The sequence below is a fragment of the Actinoplanes sp. NPDC051388 genome, assembly GCF_055586225.1.
In genome coordinates this window covers 290,183-311,330 of sequence record NZ_JBVJIP010000003.1, presented here as the reverse complement: position 1 = coordinate 311,330, position 21,148 = coordinate 290,183, and the positions used below count along the sequence as shown (strand labels likewise).

Genomic DNA, 21,148 nt, shown 5'->3' with positions numbered 1-21,148 from the left:
AGAAGTGGACGGAGAAGATTTGGACGATTCTTCGGGTTGTTTTGTTCAGAGAACTTTCAGACCGGCGGTGACGTCCCGGGTGGGGGGGTCACACCACCGCCGGGGACGCTCTCCGTCAGATCTCTTCGACGCTGCTGACGCCCTCGTTCGGGCGTCGGGACAGGTCGATGCCGAGTTCCTCCGCGGCCCGGAAGACCTCGTCGTCCGTCTCGCGCATTTCCAGGGCCACACCGTCGCTGGACAGCACCTCAACGTTCAGGCACAGCGACTGCAGCTCCTTGAGCAGCACCTTGAAGGACTCGGGGATGCCCGGCTCCGGGATGTTCTCGCCCTTGACGATGGCCTCGTAGACCTTCACGCGACCGAGAACGTCGTCGGACTTGATGGTGAGCAGCTCCTGCAGCGCGTAAGCCGCGCCGTAGGCCTGCATCGCCCAGCACTCCATCTCGCCGAACCGCTGACCACCGAACTGCGCCTTACCACCCAGCGGCTGCTGCGTGATCATCGAGTACGGGCCGGTCGAGCGAGCGTGGATCTTGTCGTCGACCAGGTGGTTCAGCTTCAGGATGTAGACGTAGCCCACCGCGATCGGGTCGGGCAGCGGCTCGCCGGAACGACCGTCGAACAGCTGCGCCTTGCCGTCACCGTTGACCAGCCGCTTGCCGTCGCGGTTGACGATGGTCGACTCGAGCAGACCCTTGATCTCGTCCTCACGGGCGCCGTCGAAGACCGGGGTCGCGACGTTGCTGTCCTTGGGCGACTCGTGGGCCTCGATGGCCCGCAGCTGCCGCTTCCAGTCAGCGTCGTCGCCCTCGACCTCCCAGCCGGTCTTGGCGATCCACCCGAGGTGGGTCTCCAGGACCTGGCCGATGTTCATCCGGCTCGGCACGCCGAGCGGGTTGAGCACGATGTCGACCGGGGTGCCGTCCTCGAGGAACGGCATGTCCTCGATCGGCAGGATCTTCGAGATGACGCCCTTGTTGCCGTGGCGGCCGGCGAGCTTGTCGCCGTCCTGGATCTTGCGCTTCTGTGCCACGTAGACGCGGACCAGCTCGTTTACGCCCGGGGGCAGCTCGTCGCCGTCCTCGCGGGAGAACGTGCGGACGCCGATCACCGTGCCGGTCTCGCCGTGCGGCACCTTCAGCGAGGTGTCCCGGACCTCCCGGGCCTTCTCACCGAAGATCGCGCGCAGCAGCCGCTCCTCCGGGGTCAGCTCGGTCTCGCCCTTGGGCGTGACCTTGCCGACCAGGATGTCACCGGGGACGACCTCGGCGCCGATCCGGATGATGCCCCGCTCGTCCAGGTCGGCGAGCATTTCCTCGCTGACGTTGGGGATGTCGCGGGTGATCTCCTCCGGGCCCAGCTTGGTGTCGCGGGCGTCCACCTCATGCTCCTCGATGTGAATCGAGGTGAGCACGTCCTGCTGCACGAGGCGCTGCGAAAGAATGATCGCGTCCTCGTAGTTGTGGCCCTCCCAGCACATGAACGCGACGAGCAGGTTGCGGCCGAGGGCCATCTCCCCGTCGTCGGTGCACGGTCCGTCGGCGATGACCTGGCCGGCCTCGACCCGGTCGCCTTCGAACACGACCGGCTTCTGGTTCACACAGGAGCCGGCGTTGCTGCGGCGGAACTTGTGCAGCAGGTAGGTGCGGCGGTGGCCGTCGTCCTGGTGCACCGTCACGTAGTCGGCGCACAGGTCCTCGACCACGCCACCGATCTCGGCGACGACGACGTCACCGGCGTCGACCGCGGCGCGGTATTCCATGCCCGTGCCGACGAGCGGAGCCTCGGCCTTGACCAGCGGCACCGCCTGACGCTGCATGTTCGCACCCATCAGGGCGCGGTTCGCGTCGTCGTGCTCGAGGAACGGGATCATGGCGGTCGCGACCGAGGTCATCTGCCGCGGCGAGACGTCCATGTAGTCGACCTCCGTGCCAGGCACGTAGTCGACCTCACCGCCCTTCCGGCGGACCAGGACCCGGTCCTCGGCGTAGGTGCCGTCGCTCTTCAGCGGAGCGTTGGCCTGCGCCTTGATGTACCGGTCTTCCTCGTCCGCGGTGAGGTAGTCGACCTGGTCGGTGACCCGGCCGTTGTCCACCCGGCGGTACGGCGTCTCGATGAACCCGAAGGGGTTCACCCGCGCGAAGGTCGACAGAGCGCCGATCAGGCCGATGTTCGGGCCTTCCGGCGTCTCGATCGGGCACATCCGGCCATAGTGGGACGTGTGCACGTCACGGACCTCGAAGCCGGCCCGCTCACGGGACAGACCACCGGGGCCGAGCGCGCTCAGCCGGCGCCGGTGGGTCAAGCCCGCCAGCGGGTTGGTCTGGTCCATGAACTGGGACAACTGCGACGTGCCGAAGAACTCCTTGATCGCCGCCACCACGGGACGGATGTTGATCAGGGTCTGCGGCGTGATCGCCTCGACGTCCTGCGTGGTCATCCGCTCCCGGACGACCCGCTCCATCCGGGACAGGCCGACGCGCACCTGGTTCTGGATGAGCTCGCCGACCGTGCGCAGGCGCCGGTTGCCGAAGTGGTCGATGTCGTCCGCCTCGTAGCCCTCCTCACCGGCGTGCAGCCGGCACAGGTAGTCCACGGTCTTGACGACATCCTCTTCGGTGAGGGTGCCCCGGACGATCGGAACGTCGATGTCCAGCTTCTTGTTGAACTTGTATCGGCCGACCTTGGCGACGTCATACCGCTTCGGGTTGAAGAAGAGGTTGTCGAGCAGGGTCTGCGCGTTCTCCCGGGTCGGGGGCTCGCCAGGGCGGAGCTTGCGGTAGATGTCGAGCAGAGCCTCGTCCTGCCCGGCGATGTGGTCCTTCTCCAGCGTCGTCATGAGGAGCTCGGACCAGCCGAACCGCTCACGGATCTGCTCCGCAGACCAACCGATCGCCTTGAGCAGGACCGTGACGGCCTGCCGGCGCTTGCGGTCGATGCGGACGCCGACCGTGTCGCGCTTGTCGATGTCGAACTCCAGCCAGGCTCCCCGGCTGGGGATCACCTTGACGCTGGACAGGTCGCGGTCAGAGGTCTTGTCCGGCTCCTTCGAGAAGTAGACGCCCGGGGAGCGGACGAGCTGACTCACCACGACGCGCTCGGTGCCGTTGATGACGAACGTCCCCTTGGGCGTCATCATCGGGAAGTCACCCATGAACACCGTCTGGCTCTTGATCTCGCCAGTGGTGTTGTTGGTGAACTCCGCGGTCACGAACAGCGGTGCGCAGTAGGTCAGGTCCTTCTCCTTGCACTCCTCGATCGAGGCCTTGACCTCGTCGAATCGGGGTGCCGAGAAGGACAGCGACATAGTGCCGGAGAAGTCCTCAATGGGACTGATCTCTTCGAGGATCTCTGCGAGGCCCGAGTGGGCGTGCGGGTCGTCCGTCGAACGTGCCTGCCAAGCCTCGTTGCCCACCAGCCAGTCGAACGACTCGGTCTGGATGGCCAGAAGGTTGGGAACCTCAAGTTGCTCGGTGATCCTGCCGAATGAGATACGGCGGGGAGCGTAGGCGCTCGACGTACGGCTGGTCTTCGCAGGGCGGGAAGCTGCCAAGATGCGTCCTTCCGAGGACCGGTGATGCTGATGCGGCGATGAGCTGCAATGTGCGACTGGCTGCGTGCACTCCAATGGACCCCCCGGCAACTATCCAGGTGGATATGCCGGCAGGGATCCAGACAGAAGGCAGCGCAAACTAGCAGTGTAGCCGCTCGGCCAACCGCTGTCCAGCCCCCACCTCGGGACGCTGCGGAGCGTGCCGTCGCGGGCCTCTGACCTGCGCCTCTTGCCTCCAAGAGCAAATGCAGGTGGTGCCTCGCGGGGCGCTCAGAACGCGAGCGTGTGTCCCTCGGTAACCCTGGTGGCACTCGTTGTCTCCGAGTGCCCACTGGCGGGCCGTCGCAAGCGCGGAACTTGCTGATGTCAGCGTGCCCGGCGACGGACACTCAGTCAAGGGTTGCGCCGCGTGCCGTCATCCATCGGACGCGGCATAGCGACCATAGCGCACGATTGGCGGGGCTTGCGGTGGTTTGCCGGTGCCCCGGCGGACCATCTCTGTCAAGGGCGGCGACCTGGGAAAAGCACGTGGCGGAGACCCCCGGAAGGGTCCCCGCCACGTCAGAGCTGGAAGCTCAGGTCACTTGAGGGTGACCTTGGCGCCCTCGCCCTCGAGCTTGGCCTTGGCCTCCTCGGCCTTGTCCTTGTTGACACCCTCGAGGATCGCCTTGGGGGCGGCCTCGACCGCGTCCTTGGCCTCCTTGAGGCCCAGGCCGGTCAGCTCACGCACGACCTTGATGACCTGGATCTTCTTGCCGCCGTCAGCCTCGAGGACCACGTCGAACGAGTCCTTCTCCGGCTCGGGCTCGGCAACGGCGCCGCCGCCACCGCCCTGGAAGACCGGGGCCGGAGCGGCCGCGGTGACCTCGAAGACCTCTTCGAACTGCTTCACGAACTCCGACAGCTCGATCAACGTCATTTCCTTGAACGCGTCGAGCAGCTCGTCGGTGCTGAGCTTCGCCATGTCTGGCAACCTTTCGTTGTTTCCGGTGGTGGTAAGTCATCCGCGCAAGGCTCAGGCCTCCGCGGAACCGTCCTTCTCGCGCTTCTCCTGCAGAGCCGCGGCCAGACGCGCGACCTGCGTCAACGGAGCCTGGAACAGGCCCGCCGCCTTGGTCAGGTTGCCCTTCATGGCGCCGGCCAGCTTGGCCAGCAGCACCTCGCGGGACTCGAGGTCGGCAAGCTTGCCGACCTCTGCGGCCGAGATGGCCTTACCCTCGAAGACACCGCCCTTGATGATCAGGACGGGGTGGGTTCTGGCGAAAGCCCGCAGGCTCTTGGCCGCCTCGACCGGGTCGCCGTCGACAAAGGCGAGCGCGGTAGGACCGGTGAACAGCTCGTCGAGGCCCTCGATGCCCGCGTCGGTCGCCGCACGCTTCGCGAGCGTGTTCTTCGACACGGAGTACTTGGTCTGGCCGCCCAGCGATCGCCGCAACTCGGTGATCTCCGCGACGGTGAGGCCGCGGTACTCGGTCAACACGGTGGCCGACGAGTTACGGAACTTGTCCGTGAGCTCGGCGACGGCAGTGGCCTTGTCGGCCCGGACCGGCTTGTCCGCCATGTCCCTCCTCTCAAATGCTCGAACCGCTGAAGGCTCCGAACACGAGAAACGCCCCGGGCGCAGGGCCACGGGGCGGAACACACGGACGTGCGTGAGCACGTGCCGGTGATCGCTGCCGAACTCCCCTGCGCGGGTCGCCCGCATGTGCGGGACCTTTGGCCGCGACGTCCGTCTTGCGACTTCAGCTGCGGCGACCAGCGGTCTGTGGGTGGAACTTCGAGATGAAGAGTACGCGCGACCCTCCCCCGCGCCAAATCCGGCCCTGCTGAGCTTGCCGGCTCCGCTTCGCTCCGCGGCGAATCGCCTGATGACCGGTGGCGATTCGCGGGGCAGCCGTGAGGACCTGGTCACAGAACGGGACGTAGTCAGGAGCGGCGGCGGCGCAGCCAGGCGTAGCCGGCGAGGACGATCAGGCACCAGGCGGCCGCCCAGGCGCAGAGCCGGCCGGCCTGGGTCGCGGGGGGAAGGGTGTCGCCGTTCAGGGCGCGGGCCATGGCCATCACCGGGGGCATGAGCCACGGTGCGATCGAGCCCTTCAGACCCAGCACGATGGTCAGCACCGCGCCGCTGACCAGCACCATCAGGCCCTTGCCGACCGAGCCGGTGACCGCACGGCTGGACAGCGCGCCGAGCGCGACCGCGGTGACCAGGGAGACCAGGTGGGCCAGCGCGCCGAAGGCCAGGCCGCCGAGCAGCGAGCCGCGCACGGTGAAGGCGCCGATCGGCCATGGCACGACCATCGCCAGCAGCACCATGGCCAGGCCGGCCAGCAACGCCGCGAGCAGCCCGGCGACCGCCTCGCGCCGGCCGCCGACGACCACCCGGGCGAGGCGGCGCTGCACGTCCGGCTCGGTGTCCAGCAGCAGCTTGGTGCTCCAGGCCAGGATCGGGAAGAGCATCGTCGCGGAGTAGCCGTAACCGGGGCCGATCTCGGAGGCGCCGCCGCCGTAGAGGATGCCGAGCACGGCCAGCAGGGCGACGAGCGGCGCCAGCACCCGGCCGCCCTGGACGAAACCGATCAGGCGCATCCGGACCAGGGCCGTCATCGGTTCGCCTGCCCCTCGCGTACGCCGAGGACGCGGTGACCGGAGGCACTCAGCGCGGCCACCGTGGCGTCGGCGTCCGCCTTGCGGACCGCGACCTCGATGATCACCTCGGCCGGTTCGTCTCGTTGTCCCTCGGGCCGGACCCTGCCCTCCGAGACCATCCAGCGGACCGCCCCGGGCAAGCCCGCGATCGCCGCCGGTGACTTGCGATCCGAAAAGTCCGAGGCGGAGCCAAGGGGCTTTTCGGACCGCAAGTCACCGGTTACAAGGCGATCGCCGCGGAGCGAAGCGGAGCCAGCCAGCTCAGCGATCTCGCCTCGATGGTCGCTGACCAGCACCGATCCTCCGGCGGCGGTCACTTCGGCGACGATCTGCGGGATCAGCGTGCGGGTCACCGAGTCGAGGCCCTCCCAGGGCTCGTCCAGGATCAGCAGGCCGGGCGGCACGAGCAGCGCCTGGGCCAGGCCGACCTTCTGCGCGGTGCCCTTGGACAGCTCGCCGAGCCGGGTGAACCGGTGCTCGGTGAGCATCAGGCGCTCGATCCAATGATCCACACCGGAACCGCCGCGCATCGCCGCCAGGTGGCGCAGATAGCCCTCGGCGGTGAACGGCTGCTCCGCCGGGAAGCGCTCGGGCACCCAGCCGACCACCGCCGGCCGGTCCGTCACGCGGCCCCGGACCGGCTTCAGCACACCGGCCGCGAGCTGCAGCAACGTGGACTTGCCGGCGCCGTTGCGGCCGAGCACCACGACCGTCTCACCGGGGGCGACGGCGGCGTCCACCTCGCTCAGCGTCCACTGGTCGCGACGCCCGTACCGGAACCAGACCTGCTCGAATCGCACGACCTGACCCTCCCAACGACGAAAGAGCCCCCGGGGTGTCCCCGGGGGCTCCTCAGTGCTTCACCGAATCAGGCTTCCGCGCCCTCGGCGCGCAGGCCCTTCACGACATTGGGGTCGACCGGCACGCCGGGGCCCATGGTCGTGGTGACCGTGACCTTCTTCAGGTATTTGCCCTTGGCGGCGGACGGCTTGGCCCGGAGGACCTCGTCGAGCACGGCGCCGTAGTTTTCCGTCAGCTGCTCGGCCGAGAACGAGGCCTTGCCGATGATCAGGTGCAGGTTGGAGTGCTTGTCCACCCGGAAGGTGATCTTGCCGCCCTTGATCTCGGAGACCGCCTTGGTCACGTCCATGGTGACCGTGCCGGTCTTCGGGTTCGGCATCAGGCCGCGGGGGCCGAGGATGCGGGCGATGCGGCCGATCTTGGCCATCTGGTCCGGCGTCGCGATCGCGGCGTCGAAGTCCAGCCAGCCACCCTGGATGCGGGCCACCAGCTCGTCGGTGCCGACCTCGTCGGCGCCGGCCGCGACGGCCTCTTCGGCCTTGGCGCCCTGGGCGAAGACGATCACCCGGGCGGTCTTGCCGGTGCCGTGCGGCAGGTTGACCACGCCGCGGACCATCTGGTCGGCCTTGCGGGGGTCGACGCCCAGCCGCATGGCAACCTCGACGGTTGCGTCGAACTTGCTGGAGGTGGTGTCCTTGGCCAGCTTGATGGCCTCGGCCGGGTCGTAGAGCTTGTTGGGGTCGATCTGCTCGGCTGCCTTGCGGTAGCCCTTGCTGCGCTGCATCTTTCTCTTACTCCTGTGGTTGATGGCGGGGCCGCGCTCTTCGCAGCCCCTCCCACGACTTCCTGCCTCGCCTCGCGGCTCGGCCAGACCTTGGTGACGCCAGATCTCGGTGACGCTAGATCTTGGCGACCTGGTTGAAGTTCAGCTCGACCGGCGTCTCGCGGCCGAAGATGGACACCAGGACCTTGAGCTTCTGCTGGTCCGCGTTGATCTCGCTGATCGACGCCGGCAGCGAGGCGAAGGCCCCGTCGGTCACGGTGACCGAGTCGCCCACCTCGAAGTCGAGCACGCGGATCTCGGGCTTCGACTTCTTCTCCTCCGCCTCGACGGCGGGTGCCAGCCACTTCAGCACCTCGTCGAGCGAGAGCGGCGCCGGGCGGTCGACCCGGTCGGTGGCGCCGACGAAGCCGGTGACGCCCGGCGTGTTGCGCACACAGGAGTAGGACTCCGGCGTCAGGTCCATCCGGACCAGGATGTAGCCCGGGAAGACCTTGTTCTGCACCTGCAGGCGCTTGCCGTTCTTGACCTCGACCTCTTCGCGGGTCGGGACCTCGACCTGGAAGATGAAGTCCTCCATGTCGAGGCTCGTGATCCGGGTCTCGAGGTTGGTCTTGACCTTGTTCTCGTATCCGGCGTAGGAGTGCACCACGTACCAGTCACCGGGCGCATAGCGCAGCTTCTGCCGCAGCTCGGCGACCGGGTCGAAGTCCTCGTCCGCCTCGGCGGCGGGCGCCGGGGTCTCGTCCGAGGCAGTCTCGTCGGAGCCGGCAGTCTCTTCCGGGCTGGCGGCCTCGACCGACTCGTCGCTCTCCACCGTGGCCACCGCGGACTGCTCGTCCTGGTTGCCGGCGGTCTCGTCGTCGTACTCAGGCACGCTCGCTCACTTCCATCAAATGCGTACTAGTTGCCGAAGGCGAACAGGATGCCCTTGGCGAACAGGTAGTCCAGTCCGGCCACGATCGCGGTCATGACGGTGACGAATGCGATCACGACGCCCGTGTAGGTCAGCAGCTCCTTGCGGGTCGGCCAGATGACCTTACGCAGCTCGCTGACGACCTCGCGGAAGAACCCTCCGATGCGGCCGAAGAAGCCACCACGCCGGACATCCTTCTTGGTGGCCGGGCTGTCGGAGTTTGCCGTCCGCTCCCGGACCGCGGTGCCGCCACGGGAGACCGGCTCGTCCTCGAGCTCGTCGTCCGCCACGTCCTCGTCGTCCTCGACGATCTCGTCCCGAATCTCGTCGTCGGGGCGGTCGCCGGCCGGATCGTCGCCGGGTCGCTTCCTCTCGGCCACTTCGCCCTCTTCCGTCAGTCGCTGGTGGTTGTCATCGGTCTGTCGCGCTGCCGACGCTCGGCCCGAGCGATCAAGAACGGCCTCGGGCGCCGGATACGCGCTGACCACCGGAGCCGGCCGGCGCGTCTTACGGGGTTGTCGCAGGGGTGACAGGACTTGAACCTGCAGCCTGCGGTTTTGGAGACCGCTGCTCTGCCAATTGAGCTACACCCCTGTGCGGGTCCTGCGTCACGAAGACAACGTGAGAGCAGGGGTCAGTTACCCCACGGCGCACCAGTGTACGGGTACGCCGCCCGGTTTCCCAACCCGCCCCTACCTCTTCCGGATCGTGGCCTGAGCCAGCTTGAGCACCGTCTCGCCGTTGCAGGTCGCGGTGACGGCGATCGTGGTGCGGCCGTCGTCGGCGACGTTCTTGACCCGGCCCGTGATGATCACCTCGGCGCCCTCGTCGTCGTCCGGCACCGGCACCGGGCGGCTGAACCGGACGCTGAAGTCCTCCACCGCGTCGGCCGCACCGGCCCAGGTGGTCACCGCGCGACCGGCCAGGGCCATGGTGAACATGCCGTGCGCGATCACGCCGGGCAGGCCGACCTTGGTGGCCAGCCGGTCGCTCCAGTGGATGACGTTGAAGTCGCCGGAGGCCCCGCAATAGCGCACCAGGTCGTCGCGGGTGATCCGGAAGACCTGCGGCTCGAACTGCTCGCTCACTGCTCCGCCCCCCGCTGCACCAGCTTGGACCAGGCGGTGACGACCGGCTCGCCGGCCTCGGTGGTGACGTCCGTGCGGGTGGTCAGGAAGTCGTGCCCGCCGCGCTGGGTGATCTCCTCGACCGTGTTGGTGCAGATCAGCGAGTCACCGGCGACGACCGGCCGGGTGTAGGAGAAGCGCTGGTCACCGTGCACGACGCGGGTGTAGTCCATGCCGAGCTCGGGATCGCTGATGATCTGCCGGCTGGCCGCCATGGTGACCACGGTCGGGAAGGTCGGCGGCGCGACCACGTCCGGGTAACCGGCCGCGCGGGCGGCCTCGGGGTCGTGGTGCAGGGCGTCGGTGGCCCCGATCGCGCGGGCGAACTCCCGGATCTTCTCGCGGCCGACGACATAGGGCTCGGTGGGCGGCCAGGAGCGGCCGGCGAAGGAGGGGTCCAGTGGCATACCCCAGAAACTACTCTGCGGCAGTCCCTCTCGGGACCGCCGCAGGCTAGCAACGTTAGATTTAGCGAGTCTCGCGGTGCAGGGTGTGCTTGCCGTCCCGGGGGCAGAACTTCTTCAGCTCGATGCGGTCCGGGTCGTTACGGCGGTTCTTACGGGTGATGTAGTTCCGCTCCTTGCACTCCGTACACGCCAAAGTGATCTTCGGACGGACGTCGGTCGCCTTGGCCACGGCGGGGTGCCTTCCTACTACGAGTTTCTCTCAGTGACGACTAGCCAGCGTAGACGCTGGGGTCGCGGACATGCAAAGTGGGCGCCGTCCGGCGCCCTCTTCTTAAGGTGCAGTAGCGGTGGCCGGACTTGAACCGGCGACACAGCGATTATGAGCCGCTTGCTCTGCCATCTGAGCTACACCGCCGAGCCAGGCCCAAACAATTGCGAACTTGCCGCAGCCCGGTTGGAGCCCCCTTACGGAATCGAACCGTAGACCTTCTCCTTACCATGGAGACGCTCTGCCGACTGAGCTAAGGGGGCACGCGCGATCTCTCGCGTGATGCGCAGAGGTAAGAGTACACGGCACCTCAGCCGGGGTGAAATCGGATAACCGATTCGGTGTTTCTGCAGGTCAGAGGACTTGCTAGATCACCGCGCGCAGCCGCCGGACCTCGCCGGTCGGAGTCGACTCGGGCTCGGTCTGGGCGCTGAACCAGGCTTCCAGGCGCTCATAAGGCAGCGGGCGGCTGAAGAGGTAGCCCTGGCCGATCTCGCAGCCCATCTCCTCGAGCAGGTCGAGGGTCAGCTCGCTCTCCACACCCTCGGCCACCACGGTGAGGCGGAACTCACGGGCCAGGCTGATCACCGCACGCACGATCGCCAGGTCGCCGGAGTCGGTCGCCATGCCCTGCACGAAGCTGTCGTCGATCTTCACCTCGTGCACCGGCAGCTGTCGCAGGTAGGACAGCGACGAGGCGCCGGTGCCGAAGTCGTCGACGCTCAGGCGCACCCCGAGATCGCGGAGTTGATAGAGGACCGGCAGGGTGCGCTCGATGTCGCCGAGCATGCCCGGCTCGGAGATCTCGAAGGTGACCTGGGAGGCCGCCACCCGGTATTGCTTCAGCAGCTCGTGCACCGTGTTGGGGAAGCGCGGGTCGAGTAGCGTGCGGGCCGAGAGGTTGACCGCGATGGCCAGCGGCCGGGCGGCGTCGGCCCACTCACGGCAGCGGCGCAGGCCCTCGGTGAGCACCACCTCGGTGAGCCGGGACAGCTGGCCGGTGTGCTCGGCGACCGCGATGAAGTCCTCCGGGGCGACCTCGCCGTGCGCCGGGTGGCTCCACCGGGCCAGGCACTCGACGCCGACCAGATGGCGGTCGCCGATCGTGACCTTGGGCTGGAAGTAGACGTCGAGCTCGCCGTTCTCCAGCGCCTTGCGGAGCTCGCCGGCCAGGCCCAGGCGGCGGACCGCGCGGGACTCCAGGGCCGGGTGGAAGAGCTGCACGCCGTAGGGCACCACCTTGGCCGCGTTGGCGGCCAGCTCGGCGCGGCGCAGCAGGGCCTCGGGGTCGTCGCCGTGATCCGGCTGGACCGCGACGCCGACCGCGGTGTCCACGTCGAGGGTGAGGGTGCCGACCACCATCGGGCCGCGCAACTGCTCACGCATCTGGGTGGCCAGCTGGACGGTCGCCTCGGTGCTCTCCGCCCGCAGCGTCACCACGAACTCGTCGCCGCCGATGCGGCCCACCAGCGCGCCCGGGTCGGCGATCGCCCGCAGCCGCTTGGCCACCTCGGCGAGCAGCTTGTCGCCGGCCGCGTGGCCCATCGACTCGTTGACGTCGCGCAGACCGTCCACGTCGAACAGCAGCACCGCGACGACCTCGCCGGGCGCCCGCACCTTCACCGACTCGGCGAGCGCGTCGGTCAGCCGCCGCCGGTTGGGCAGCGAGGTCAGCCGATCGTGGTAGGCGTCGTAACGCAGCCGGTCGACCAGCCGCGAGTTTTCCACCGCCGCCGCGGCGTGCGCGGCGATCGTCTCCAGCACCTGCACGTCCGCGGCGCGATAGGTGCGCAGGTCGCTGAGCCGGTTGACGACCTCGAGCGACCCGATCGTGGTCTGGCCGGACCGCAGCGGGACGGCGATGACCTCCTTGAGCCGCGCGTCGGCCAGGATCGGCAGCAGGTCCGCGGTGTCCTCGAAGCGGGCGCCCACGGCCACCGCGTGCTCGCCGGCGATGGCCCGCTCGCGGATCACGGCCGGCATCGGCGAGATGTCCAGCAGCCCCTCGTCGTCCACCCGGGCGGTCAGCAGCACCTCGGGGTGCCGGCCCTGGGCGGGCAGCCAGAGGGTCGCGTACTCCGAGCGCATCAGGGCCCGCACGCGGCCGAGCAGCGCGTCCGCCAGACCGCCCTCACTCCCCTGCTCGCGGACCGCCCTGGTCAGCTCGTAGACCTCGGCGAGGGTGCGGTGCTGGCGCAGGAACTCGGCGAACGACTGGAAGATCAGCACCAGCGAGCCGAGCAGCACGACCAGCAGGATGGCGGCCCACGGCGTGGCCGAGAGCGCGACCAGGAAGACCAGGCCGATGACGATGTTGAAGGCGGCGGTGACCAGCGTCGGGAGGCCGGCCCGCAGGGTCTCCTGACCGGCCTGCCGGCCCTGCACCACGGCCATCACGGCGGCGAGCGCGGCGGGTGCGAAGACCGCGCTGGTCATCGCGCCGGCGAAGAGCACGCCCCAGGTGGCCGGGCTGACTCCACTGAGGTCGGGGAAGGGCGCGACCACGATCAGCGCGGCCGAAGTGGCCGCGGCGGCCTTGGCCACGTTGAACGAAAGTTTGGTGATGCCCATCTTGGACCGCAGGTGGGCGAGCAGAGTGGCCAATGTGGCCGCCAGGATCACCATCACCGGCGGCAGATAGAACAGCGCCAGCACCAGCGGGATCTCGGTGACGACGACGAAGAAGCCCTGGCGCCGGATGACGACGTTGAAGACGCCGATGTTGGCGACGGTCAGCGCGGCGAGTGCGAGCAGACCGCCCGGCCAGGATTTGTACCAGTCGGATTCGGCGAACCAGAAGGCCGCGGTGCAGATCAGCGCGAAGAGCGCCAACGGATAGGTGATCAGCCAGGCATGGCGGGAAGATCGGCGCGGCGCCGCTCGACGGCCGGTCATCGCGCTCCCCCCTGATCAGTCATGCGGGCCCGGCAAGGGGCATCGGGCCCCGCGATCAGCCCCAGATGACGTCGATCAGTCGCGTGGGCATGGCCGTGACGGTGACCGTCTCGGCGGAGGCCCCGGGCTTGGACGCGGCGTCGGCCCCTGCGGCCACGCCGACACCGCCGAACACGGCGGCGAGCACGAGCGCGAAGCCGGCGAGACGGCTCAGCTTCCTTGCGGGCATCTATGGCTCCTGTGCAAAAAGGTGCATCCGTTGGGGGGTGTGATGATGGTGCCACACGGGCTGTGCGTCGGGCAGCGTGCATCGGCGGGTCGGGGCCGCACATACCGAAATCCTGGCTGAACGGTTGAGTAGCCCCCGGAACTGCGAGGGGCAAACTTGAGAGCTTTACGCCCGATTCAGCGGCATATGCGAGCCAGTCTCAATACTGCATCGTCAAGAGATCTTGACGTCAGGCTGGCTTGACGAAAGGCAACTTTCATGGACTCCCCCGATGAGCTCGAACGCCGGCACACACTCTCCACGGCCACAACGCGTTACGACGAGCTGAGGATGCGGGAGGCGCTCGCCGCGATGGACGCGGACGGCCGGACCGAGCCGCTCAGCCGCGACGAGTCGCTCGAGCTGCTGGCGCTCAGCGAGGTGGTCATCCGCAAGGCCGGCTATGGACGGCAGGCGATGGTGCGGACCGCACGCGGGGCTGGAGCGTCCTGGACCCAGATCGGCGCGGCGCTGGGCAGCAGCAAGCAGGCCGCCTGGGAAGCGCACAACCGATGGATCGAGGAGCAGGCCCGGCAGCATGCGCGGTCCGGGTTCGAGGGCCTCGACCCGGGCGCGGAAGCGGATGCCCGCGGCCTGGCCGGCCGGCCCGACTAGGCCTTCGCGGCCGGCCGGTCGGTGTTGCTGTAGGCCGACCAGGAACCGGGGAAGAGCCGCCCGGCGCCCAGCCCGGCGTGCTCCATCGCGAGCAGATTGTGACAAGCAGTGACGCCGGAACCACAGTAAGAGATCACGTCGGCGGCATCGGTCACGCCGGCCGCCTCGAACCTGGCGCGCAGCTCAGATGGCGGCAGAAATCTGCCCACCGCGTCGACATTGTCGCGGCACGGGACATTGCGGGCGCCGGGGATGTGGCCGGCCCGCGGGTCGATCGGCTCGGACTCCCCCCGGAAGCGCTCGGCCTGCCGGGCGTCCAGCACCAGGAACGCGCCGCCGTCGGCATCGTCGATCGACGCCAGGCGGTCCGCCGGCCACGGCCGCGCGGTGAAGACCGCCGGTGGGCGCGCAGGCGGTTCGGTCTCCAGCTCTCCCCGGTACGCCGACAGCCCGCCGTCCAGCAGCGCCGCCTCGTGGCCGGTGGCACGGAGCATCCAGACCAGCCGGGCGGCCATCACGCCGCCACCGTCGTCGTACCCGATGACCAGGTCTTGATCTCCGATGCCGAGCGCGGACATGCGGGCAGCGAAAGCGGCCGGATCCGGCAGGGGGTGGCGACCCTCGGTGGGCGGGAGGTCGTGCCGGGCGAGGTCGTCGTCGACGTCCACGAAGATCGCGCCGGGGAGATGACCGCCGGCGTAGGCGTCACGTCCGCGGCGGCCGTCCAGGTAATGGCGCACATCGGCGAAAACGACGTGGTCCGCCGCCTGCGCGGTCGCGAGATCGACGACCGGATCGATCATTGCGGGACCTCTTCACTTGGGAGCTTCATGCTTTCGGGGTCGGTAGCGCGCGACCGCCCAGCCGGCCAGCGCCACCGCCAGCACCGCGGCCACGATGTTGGCGGCGCTGCCCGGGAGCTTCGTGCCGGCCACCAGCAGGATCAGCCCCAGGCCGAAAAGCAGGTGGTAGAGCCCGGCGTCGCGGGTGGTGCGGAAGGCGCGGCCGGTGCTGGCCGGGGCGCGGCCGGTGACCAGCATCTTCGCTCCGAACAGGGCGAGAGCCAGACCGATCGCGCCGCCGATGACCAGTGTCCACGTACCCGTATCCATGTGTTGATTTTGCGGCTTCTGCCGCCCGGCTCACCGGTAGTTGACGAACTGCAGGGCGACGCCGAAATCCTCCTGCTTGAGCAGGGCGATGACGGCCTGCAGGTCATCGCGCTTCTTGCCGGTCACCCGCAGCTGGTCGCCCTGGATCTGCGCCTGCACGCCCTTGGGGCCCTCGTCGCGGATCTTCTTGCTGATCGCCTTGGCCTTGTCGGTCTCGATGCCCTCGTTGACCGTGCAGTCGATCTTGTAGGTCTTGCCCGACTGGCGCGGCTCACCGGCCTCCAGCGACTTGAGCGAGATGTTGCGCTTGATCAGCTTCTCCTTGAAGACGTCGAGGGCGGCACCGGCCCGCTCCTCGGTCTCCGAGGTGATCGTGATGCCGGCCTCTCCGGAGCGGGCCAGGGTGGTGCCGGTGCCCCGGAAGTCGAACCGGGTGCCGAGCTCCTTTTCCGCCTGGTGGAACGCGTTGTCGACCTCCTGCCGGTCGACCTTGCTCACGATGTCGAACGACGGGCTGGCTGCCATGATCAAACTCCGTGTCTCGATGTCCGTTGCGGGCCGGTTACGGCTCCCCGACATGCCGACCGTACCCGGTTGTGGACCGGCCTCGGCAGACGGCTATTCTGTTCTCCGCTGCCACTGAGGGAGACCCCGGTGGCGTGGCGAGGCGGGTTGCCCGAGCGGCCAATGGGAGCGGACTGTAAATCCGTCGCGAAAGCTTCGAAGGTTCGAATCCTTCACCCGCCACCACTCAGCGCAAAGAGGCCCCTCACCTGCCGGTCGGCAGCGAGGGGCCTTCTTTCATGCGCGGCCCTACCAGGGCAGTTCGCCGGACTCGTCGCTCAGGGTGCCGGTCGGGCCGTCGGGGCCGAGCGTGGCCAGGCGGACGACGGTCCGGGCGCTCTCCGCCGGTGGCCTTCCGATGCCATAGGCGGCGGTCATGTCGGTGGCGGTGGCGCCGGGCTGCCTCTCCGTGCGGGGCGGCCTGGCCTGCTCACCGGAAAATGCCGGCATCACCGAGATCCTGGCCGCCGGCCGGGCCGCCACCGAGGCCGCGCTTCGGAGCGGCTGACCCGCGCGGCGCGAGAGGGAGACCTCCCGGCCGGCGTGGACGCCCGGGCGCTGGCGCGCTTCGTGATGGCGCTCAGCGAGGGCCACGCCGTGCACGCTGCGGCCGGCGCACGCCGCGAAGACCTGCAGGCCTCGGTCGACATCGCCCTGCGGGCCGTTTCCACCTGACGTGTCGAATCCCGATGGGGGCGTTCGTAGAGAGAGTAAGAGGCACCCACGACGACACCGAGGAGCACGACATGACCGCGACCTACACCTTCGACGTCTTCTCCAGCCTGGACGGCTTCGGCACGGCCGGCGGGGACTGGACCGGCTACTGGGGCAAGCAAGGCCCCGAGTTGCTCGGGCACCGGCTCGCCCTATATGACGCGGAGCAGCGGATGGTCTTCGGGGCGAACACCTATCGGGCGTTCACCGGAATGCTGGCCGAGAGCACCGAGGAGTCCGAAGTGCGGGACCCCTGGGTCACCAAGATGTGGCACCTGCCGGCCACGGTGGTGTCGACCACCCTGACGGAACCCCTCGACTGGCCCAACGCGACCGTGGCGAACGGTGACGCCGTCGACGTCGTCGCCCGGCTCAAGGAGGAGTCCGACGTGCCGCTGCGATCGCACGGCAGCCTGTCCCTGAACCGGGCGCTGATGGGCGCCGGCCTCGTCGACTTCGTGCAGGTGACACTCTTCCCGGTGATCACCGGGGAGAACGGGCACGACCCGATCTTCCAGGGTGCGGCCGACTTCGACCTCGAGCTCGTCGGGCAACGGACGCTGGACGCGAACATCCAGGAGCTCATTTACCGACCCACGCTGCACGGCAAGTGAACTTCGGCTGAACGGCGGTCCTGGATCTGGCGGAGTGACCCGAAATGGCGGTAGTGGTGCTTCCCTACCGTCCGGGGCATGTTCCGTCGGGTCGTACCGATCCTTGGCCTTCTGCTGGTCGGCGGCTGCACCGCAGCGCCGCCGGCGGCTCCGCCCGCCGCACCGACCATGCCGGTCGCGACGTCCGCCCCGCCGCCGGCGCTCGACGACTGTGACCGCCGCGCCAGCTTCCGTCCGCCGGCCGAGCTGCCGCCGGCCGGGCGGATGCCCGCCGGGTCGGCGATGGCCCGGATCGCCAAGAGGGGGCGGCTGGTCGTCGGGGTCAGCCAGACCACCTACCTGTTCGGGCACCGCGACCCAGCCACCGGCCGGCTGGTCGGCCTGGACATCGACATCGCCCGGGAGATCTCCGCGGCGATCTTCGGACGGCGTGACCGGGTCCAGTTCCGGGCCATCTCGTCCGAGCAACGCATCCCGGTGATCACCACGGACGCGGTCGACATGGTCGTCCGGGCGACGTCGATGACCTGCGCGCGGTGGACCGAGGTGGCCTTCTCGTCGCAGTACTACCAGGCCGAGCAGCGGCTGCTGGTGCGGCTGGACGCCGAGATCCGCGGCATCGAGGACCTGCGAGGGAAGAAGGTGTGCGCGGCCTCGGGAAGCACCGATCTGGCGGTGGTCGAGGCGGCGGCGTCACGGCCGGTGCCGGTCGCGGCGGTGGAGGTGCTCGACTGCCTGGTGAAGTTGCAGCTCGGTCAGGTCGACGCGATCTCGAACGACGACGCGCTGCTGCTCGGCCTGGTGGCACAGGACCCGCACACCAAGATCGTCGGGGGTTCGCTGGACGAGGAGGCGTACGGGATCATGATGCCGCGGGACCGGATCGATCTCGTCCGGTTCGTGAACGGCGTGCTGGCCCGGATGCGGGCCGACGGGAGCCTGGCGCAGCTGTATTGGAAGTGGCTCGGGCCCTATGGCAAGCCACCCCCGGTGCCGGCTGCTCGCTATCGCGACTGAGGGTCAGAGTTTGAGGGTCACGCCGGCGGCCTTGCAGGCGGCGGTCAGCTCGTTGCCGGCCTTCTCGAAGTCCGGGTTCGCGGCGGCCTCGACCGGATCCGCGGCGCTCGCCGCCGAGGCGGCGCCGTCGGCCAGCTTCTTGGCCGCGGTGGCCACCTTGCTCTCGCCCGCGTCGGCGGCCGCCTTGGTCAGGGTGCCACCGAAGTCGGTCAGGGCCTGCTTGACCTCGGCCTCCGACGGGGTGCCCTGGCCGGAGCTCATCGCGGAGATGAACTTCTCCGCCATCGCCGCGCCCGCCTTGTTCGCGGCGTCGCAGACGTCGCGGTCGGCACCCTTGCCGGCCGGCGCCGGAGCGGCGGGCTCGGTGGTCGCGGGCGGCGCCGACGAGGGCGCGGTAGCCGGCGGCGTCGACCCCGCGGTGGTGGCGGCGTCTTCGCCACCACACGCGGAAAGGGTCAGCAGCAAGGCACCGGCAAGAACGGCAGCGGAGATACGGAGGGATTTCACGAGCGCGCACGCTAGCCGATTTCAGTCGTCACCGTCGTCCCGGGTGTCCCGAGACTCCATCTCCTCGTGGGTCACGGCGGTCCCCATCCGCTCGCCTGGCGCCGACAGCGCTTTCACGCCACCCCGCCGTCTCCCGGGACATCGGGGTCGAGCAGGTGGTGATGCTCCGCTGCGCTGCGAACGCGCTGTGCATCTGAAGCAAACGAACGGGCTTGCACTTGCTGCGTTTAGGGGCGATGCTGGGTTGGTCGAAGTCAGCCTGCTTTGGAAGCGGCGAAGGAGTCACCACATGAGTCCCACCGCAGCGATGCCCGCGACCGCGGTCGCCGCGCCGGAGGGCGCCGAGCGGCAGCGGGTGGTCGCAATCGAGGACTTCCTCGGGCGCCACCCGATGGATGGGAGCGCGGGCACCGCGCGGCTGGTCTCCTCCGACGGTGAAGAGATCGAGGTGCCGGCGCAGCTCTTCGACGTGCTGCGGAGGATCGCCGCGAGCCTGGCCCACGGTGACGGCGTGATGATCAGCACGATGACGCGCGAGCTGTCCACCACCGAGGCGGCCCGCACCCTGGGCATGTCTCGGCCGACTCTGGTGCGGCTGCTGGAGACCGGACGGCTTCCGTCACGCAAGGTGGGCACCCATCGGCGGATCCTCAGCGCCGACGTACTCGCGTTCCGCCGCCGGCAGATGGCGGAGCGGCGAAAGGCATACGAAGATCTCATGCTCTCCTCCGACGGCCTCGAACTGACCGAGGAGGACTGACGCGCGCGTTTCTGTCGGAGGTCGTCGCTAGTGTTTCGCCGTGATCCCGGTGGCCCCGCTGGTTTTCGTCGATGCCAACGTCCTGTTCTCGCGCACCCTGCGCGACTGGATTGCACTGCTGGCGCTGCACAGCGATGGCACGGCATACGACCTGCGTTGGAGTGAGGATGTGCTGGCCGAGTGGATGTATCGGCTGCGACGCGCCAACCCGGGTCATACCGACCACGCCATCGGCGGTCGGCGTCGAGAGCTGGAGGCGGCCTTCCCGGACGCCACAGTGGATGGCTATGACCCCGGGTCTGTTCCGGAGTTGGCCGACCCGCACGACCGGCACGTGCTGGCCGCCGCCGTTCACGCACGGGTCGACATGCTGGTGACCGATGACCGCAGAGCGCGGTTCGACGAAGCCCGCCGGCGATCTGCTGGACGTCTGCACGGCCGACGAGTTCTTGATGTGGGTGACGCGCACCCACCCCGGTCTCGTCCGGCCCGTGCTGAGGCGACAACTCGACTACTACAACCGCAACGTCATAGTCACCAAGGGCCGGAGCGCCGCGGAATTGATCGCCTCCCTTCGCAAGGCGGGCGCGCCGACTTTTGCGCAGCACCTGGAGGGCGAAGTCAGTTCGTGAAGGGTGAGAGCTGAGCCGCGGCGTTCAGGGGTGACCGGCGGCACCTGCGCCGGAGGTCTCCTCGCCGGCGAAGAGCGGGAGCAGGGCCGGGGCGTTCAGGAAGGTGGTCAGGCCGGCGATTCGGTGGTCCTGGAGGTCCAGGATGATCAGGGCGAAGGGCTTGTCGTCGCGCAGCTGCCAGAACGCCGGGGAGCCGTTCGCCTCGGCCGGCGTCAAGCGGGCGCCCTTGCAGGCGTCCGTGGCGAAGGCCGCCCCGATGTCGTCCCGGCCGCGCAGCCACCACACGAACGGCGGCATCGTCATCGTCGCGTCCTCGTGCAGCAGCGCCACCAGGCCGGGCACGTCGTGGGCTTCGAAGGCCTTGCAATAGCGCTCCAGCAGCTCCGGATCCGCGGCAGCGGGTGAGGAGGTGGGCGGCGTCTTCAGGGTCGCGCGGGCTCGTTGCAGCGCGCTCGTCACCGACGCCATCGACGTCTCCAGCAGGTCGGCGACCTCGTCGGCGTGCCAGCACAGGACGTCGCGCAGGATGAGCACGGCGCGCTGCTTCGGTGGGAGATGTTGCAGGGCGGCGACGAACGCCAGGCGGATCGACTCGCGCAGGACCACCGAATCCTCCGGCAGGGCGCGCTGGTCGGCGATCGGCTGGATCCAGCGCTCGGGCGGCGCCGGCTCGCCCAGGGCTTCGCCCGGACTTGCCGCGGGGCTCAGATCCACGGCCAGGGCGCGGCGTTGCGCGCCGCGGAGCATGTCCAGGCAGATGTTGGTGGCGATCCGATAGAGCCAGGTACGCAGGGAAGCCCGCCGTTCGTCATAGGAGGATCGCAAAGCCCTGACGAACGTCTCCTGCACCGCGTCCTCAGCCTCGAAGCCCGAACCCAGCATGCGATAGCAGTAGCCGGTCAGCTCCACCCGGAACTCTTCCATCCGCACAGATTAGTTTCGCCC

General features: G+C 68.9%; 26 protein-coding genes, 4 tRNA genes and 1 pseudogene. 9 read left to right on the top strand and 22 right to left on the bottom strand.

What is annotated here, in order from left to right:
* Positions 1-115: 115 nt before the first annotated feature.
* From rpoB to ACZ6TI_RS09785, 16 genes are all read right to left on the bottom strand, one after another.
* Complete coding sequence (gene rpoB / locus ACZ6TI_RS09860; protein ID WP_465344606.1) at positions 116-3,556, bottom strand: DNA-directed RNA polymerase subunit beta; 3,441 nt, start codon at positions 3,554-3,556, stop codon at positions 116-118.
* A 580-nt stretch (positions 3,557-4,136) separates the two neighbouring features.
* Entirely contained in the window at positions 4,137-4,520 is a 384-nt protein-coding gene (gene rplL / locus ACZ6TI_RS09855) for a 50S ribosomal protein L7/L12 (RefSeq protein WP_465344605.1), read from the bottom strand.
* Between the two features lie 51 nt (positions 4,521-4,571).
* Positions 4,572-5,117, bottom strand: coding sequence for a 50S ribosomal protein L10 (gene rplJ, locus ACZ6TI_RS09850; RefSeq protein ID WP_465344984.1), 546 nt, complete (start codon positions 5,115-5,117; stop codon positions 4,572-4,574).
* A 365-nt stretch (positions 5,118-5,482) separates the two neighbouring features.
* Complete coding sequence (locus tag ACZ6TI_RS09845) at positions 5,483-6,163, bottom strand: hypothetical protein (protein ID WP_465344604.1); 681 nt, start codon at positions 6,161-6,163, stop codon at positions 5,483-5,485.
* Positions 6,160-7,005: an ATP-binding cassette domain-containing protein gene (locus ACZ6TI_RS09840; RefSeq protein WP_465344603.1), complete on the bottom strand. Its 846-nt coding sequence runs from the start codon at positions 7,003-7,005 to the stop codon at positions 6,160-6,162. The genes ACZ6TI_RS09845 and ACZ6TI_RS09840 overlap by 4 nt, the downstream gene beginning before the upstream one ends.
* A 68-nt stretch (positions 7,006-7,073) precedes the next feature.
* A complete protein-coding gene (gene rplA / locus ACZ6TI_RS09835; protein ID WP_465344602.1) occupies positions 7,074-7,790 on the bottom strand; it encodes a 50S ribosomal protein L1 in 717 nt (238 codons plus the stop codon).
* Between the two features lie 115 nt (positions 7,791-7,905).
* The gene (nusG, locus tag ACZ6TI_RS09830) at positions 7,906-8,664 is read right to left on the bottom strand and encodes a transcription termination/antitermination protein NusG (RefSeq protein WP_465344601.1); all 759 of its coding nucleotides are present in this window, start codon (positions 8,662-8,664) and stop codon (positions 7,906-7,908) included.
* Between the two features lie 26 nt (positions 8,665-8,690).
* Positions 8,691-9,083: a preprotein translocase subunit SecE gene (gene secE / locus ACZ6TI_RS09825; RefSeq protein ID WP_465344600.1), complete on the bottom strand. Its 393-nt coding sequence runs from the start codon at positions 9,081-9,083 to the stop codon at positions 8,691-8,693.
* 141 nt (positions 9,084-9,224) lie between these two features.
* Positions 9,225-9,297: transfer RNA gene (locus tag ACZ6TI_RS09820), tRNA-Trp, on the bottom strand.
* Positions 9,298-9,395: 98 nt separating this feature from the next.
* Positions 9,396-9,791, bottom strand: coding sequence for a MaoC/PaaZ C-terminal domain-containing protein (locus ACZ6TI_RS09815; protein WP_465344599.1), 396 nt, complete (start codon positions 9,789-9,791; stop codon positions 9,396-9,398).
* Positions 9,788-10,237, bottom strand: coding sequence for an FAS1-like dehydratase domain-containing protein (locus tag ACZ6TI_RS09810; protein WP_465344598.1), 450 nt, complete (start codon positions 10,235-10,237; stop codon positions 9,788-9,790). Before ACZ6TI_RS09810 ends, ACZ6TI_RS09815 begins: the two co-directional genes overlap by 4 nt.
* 61 nt (positions 10,238-10,298) lie before the next feature.
* On the bottom strand, positions 10,299-10,466 hold the full coding sequence (gene rpmG / locus ACZ6TI_RS09805) for a 50S ribosomal protein L33 (RefSeq protein ID WP_067495822.1): 168 nt from the start codon (positions 10,464-10,466) through the stop codon (positions 10,299-10,301).
* Positions 10,467-10,579: 113 nt separating this feature from the next.
* Positions 10,580-10,652 (bottom strand) — tRNA-Met (locus ACZ6TI_RS09800).
* A gap of 40 nt (positions 10,653-10,692) precedes the next feature.
* Positions 10,693-10,768: transfer RNA gene (locus ACZ6TI_RS09795), tRNA-Thr, on the bottom strand.
* Between the two features lie 103 nt (positions 10,769-10,871).
* Complete coding sequence (locus ACZ6TI_RS09790) at positions 10,872-13,400, bottom strand: putative bifunctional diguanylate cyclase/phosphodiesterase (protein WP_465344597.1); 2,529 nt, start codon at positions 13,398-13,400, stop codon at positions 10,872-10,874.
* 55 nt (positions 13,401-13,455) lie between these two features.
* Positions 13,456-13,629, bottom strand: coding sequence for a hypothetical protein (locus ACZ6TI_RS09785; protein WP_465344596.1), 174 nt, complete (start codon positions 13,627-13,629; stop codon positions 13,456-13,458).
* 258 nt (positions 13,630-13,887) lie between these two features.
* Here ACZ6TI_RS09785 and ACZ6TI_RS09780 point away from each other — a divergent pair, with 258 nt between their 5' ends.
* Complete coding sequence (locus ACZ6TI_RS09780; protein WP_465344595.1) at positions 13,888-14,283, top strand: hypothetical protein; 396 nt, start codon at positions 13,888-13,890, stop codon at positions 14,281-14,283.
* On the opposite strand, the gene ACZ6TI_RS09775 is transcribed toward ACZ6TI_RS09780, so the two are convergent.
* Genes ACZ6TI_RS09775 through ACZ6TI_RS09765 form a run of 3 tightly spaced genes read right to left on the bottom strand, consistent with a single transcriptional unit; the run spans position 14,280 to position 15,920 of the window.
* The gene (locus tag ACZ6TI_RS09775) at positions 14,280-15,086 is read right to left on the bottom strand and encodes a sulfurtransferase (protein ID WP_465344594.1); all 807 of its coding nucleotides are present in this window, start codon (positions 15,084-15,086) and stop codon (positions 14,280-14,282) included. The genes ACZ6TI_RS09780 and ACZ6TI_RS09775 overlap by 4 nt on opposite strands.
* Positions 15,087-15,098: 12 nt before the next feature.
* The gene (locus ACZ6TI_RS09770; protein WP_465344593.1) at positions 15,099-15,395 is read right to left on the bottom strand and encodes a hypothetical protein; all 297 of its coding nucleotides are present in this window, start codon (positions 15,393-15,395) and stop codon (positions 15,099-15,101) included.
* A 30-nt stretch (positions 15,396-15,425) separates the two neighbouring features.
* Positions 15,426-15,920, bottom strand: coding sequence for a YajQ family cyclic di-GMP-binding protein (locus ACZ6TI_RS09765; RefSeq protein WP_465344592.1), 495 nt, complete (start codon positions 15,918-15,920; stop codon positions 15,426-15,428).
* A 141-nt stretch (positions 15,921-16,061) separates the two neighbouring features.
* Here ACZ6TI_RS09765 and ACZ6TI_RS09760 point away from each other — a divergent pair.
* A tRNA-Tyr gene (locus ACZ6TI_RS09760) sits at positions 16,062-16,145 on the top strand.
* Positions 16,146-16,208: 63 nt separating this feature from the next.
* Here ACZ6TI_RS09760 and ACZ6TI_RS09755 read toward each other — a convergent pair.
* Positions 16,209-16,337 (bottom strand): hypothetical protein, encoded by a 129-nt coding sequence (locus ACZ6TI_RS09755; RefSeq protein WP_465344591.1) that lies wholly within the window; start codon positions 16,335-16,337, stop codon positions 16,209-16,211.
* Between ACZ6TI_RS09755 and ACZ6TI_RS09750 the strand changes: the two genes are divergently transcribed.
* From ACZ6TI_RS09750 to ACZ6TI_RS09735, 4 genes are all read left to right on the top strand, one after another.
* On the top strand, positions 16,336-16,467 hold the full coding sequence (locus tag ACZ6TI_RS09750) for a hypothetical protein (RefSeq protein ID WP_465344590.1): 132 nt from the start codon (positions 16,336-16,338) through the stop codon (positions 16,465-16,467). The two genes, ACZ6TI_RS09755 and ACZ6TI_RS09750, sit on opposite strands and share 2 nt — an antisense overlap.
* 35 nt (positions 16,468-16,502) lie before the next feature.
* Entirely contained in the window at positions 16,503-16,634 is a 132-nt protein-coding gene (locus tag ACZ6TI_RS09745; RefSeq protein WP_465344589.1) for a hypothetical protein, read from the top strand.
* 71 nt (positions 16,635-16,705) lie between these two features.
* Positions 16,706-17,287, top strand: coding sequence for a dihydrofolate reductase family protein (locus tag ACZ6TI_RS09740; RefSeq protein ID WP_465344588.1), 582 nt, complete (start codon positions 16,706-16,708; stop codon positions 17,285-17,287).
* 78 nt (positions 17,288-17,365) lie between these two features.
* On the top strand, positions 17,366-18,304 hold the full coding sequence (locus ACZ6TI_RS09735; RefSeq protein WP_465344587.1) for a glutamate ABC transporter substrate-binding protein: 939 nt from the start codon (positions 17,366-17,368) through the stop codon (positions 18,302-18,304).
* A gap of 3 nt (positions 18,305-18,307) precedes the next feature.
* On the opposite strand, the gene ACZ6TI_RS09730 is transcribed toward ACZ6TI_RS09735, so the two are convergent.
* Positions 18,308-18,811, bottom strand: coding sequence for a hypothetical protein (locus tag ACZ6TI_RS09730; protein ID WP_465344586.1), 504 nt, complete (start codon positions 18,809-18,811; stop codon positions 18,308-18,310).
* A 289-nt stretch (positions 18,812-19,100) separates the two neighbouring features.
* Here ACZ6TI_RS09730 and ACZ6TI_RS09725 point away from each other — a divergent pair, with 289 nt between their 5' ends.
* From ACZ6TI_RS09725 to ACZ6TI_RS09715, 3 genes and pseudogenes are all read left to right on the top strand, one after another.
* Positions 19,101-19,571, top strand: a complete 471-nt coding sequence (locus ACZ6TI_RS09725) for a helix-turn-helix domain-containing protein (protein ID WP_465344585.1) — start codon at positions 19,101-19,103, stop codon at positions 19,569-19,571.
* A 40-nt stretch (positions 19,572-19,611) separates the two neighbouring features.
* Positions 19,612-19,902 (top strand): annotated as a pseudogene (locus ACZ6TI_RS09720) (PIN domain-containing protein); the annotation flags it as partial.
* Positions 19,903-19,951: 49 nt separating this feature from the next.
* Positions 19,952-20,203, top strand: a complete 252-nt coding sequence (locus ACZ6TI_RS09715) for a VapC50 family PIN domain-containing toxin (protein WP_465344584.1) — start codon at positions 19,952-19,954, stop codon at positions 20,201-20,203.
* 24 nt (positions 20,204-20,227) lie between these two features.
* Here ACZ6TI_RS09715 and ACZ6TI_RS09710 read toward each other — a convergent pair whose 3' ends face one another.
* The gene (locus ACZ6TI_RS09710) at positions 20,228-21,127 is read right to left on the bottom strand and encodes an RNA polymerase subunit sigma-70 (protein WP_465344583.1); all 900 of its coding nucleotides are present in this window, start codon (positions 21,125-21,127) and stop codon (positions 20,228-20,230) included.
* Between the last annotated feature and the right edge of the window lie 21 nt (positions 21,128-21,148).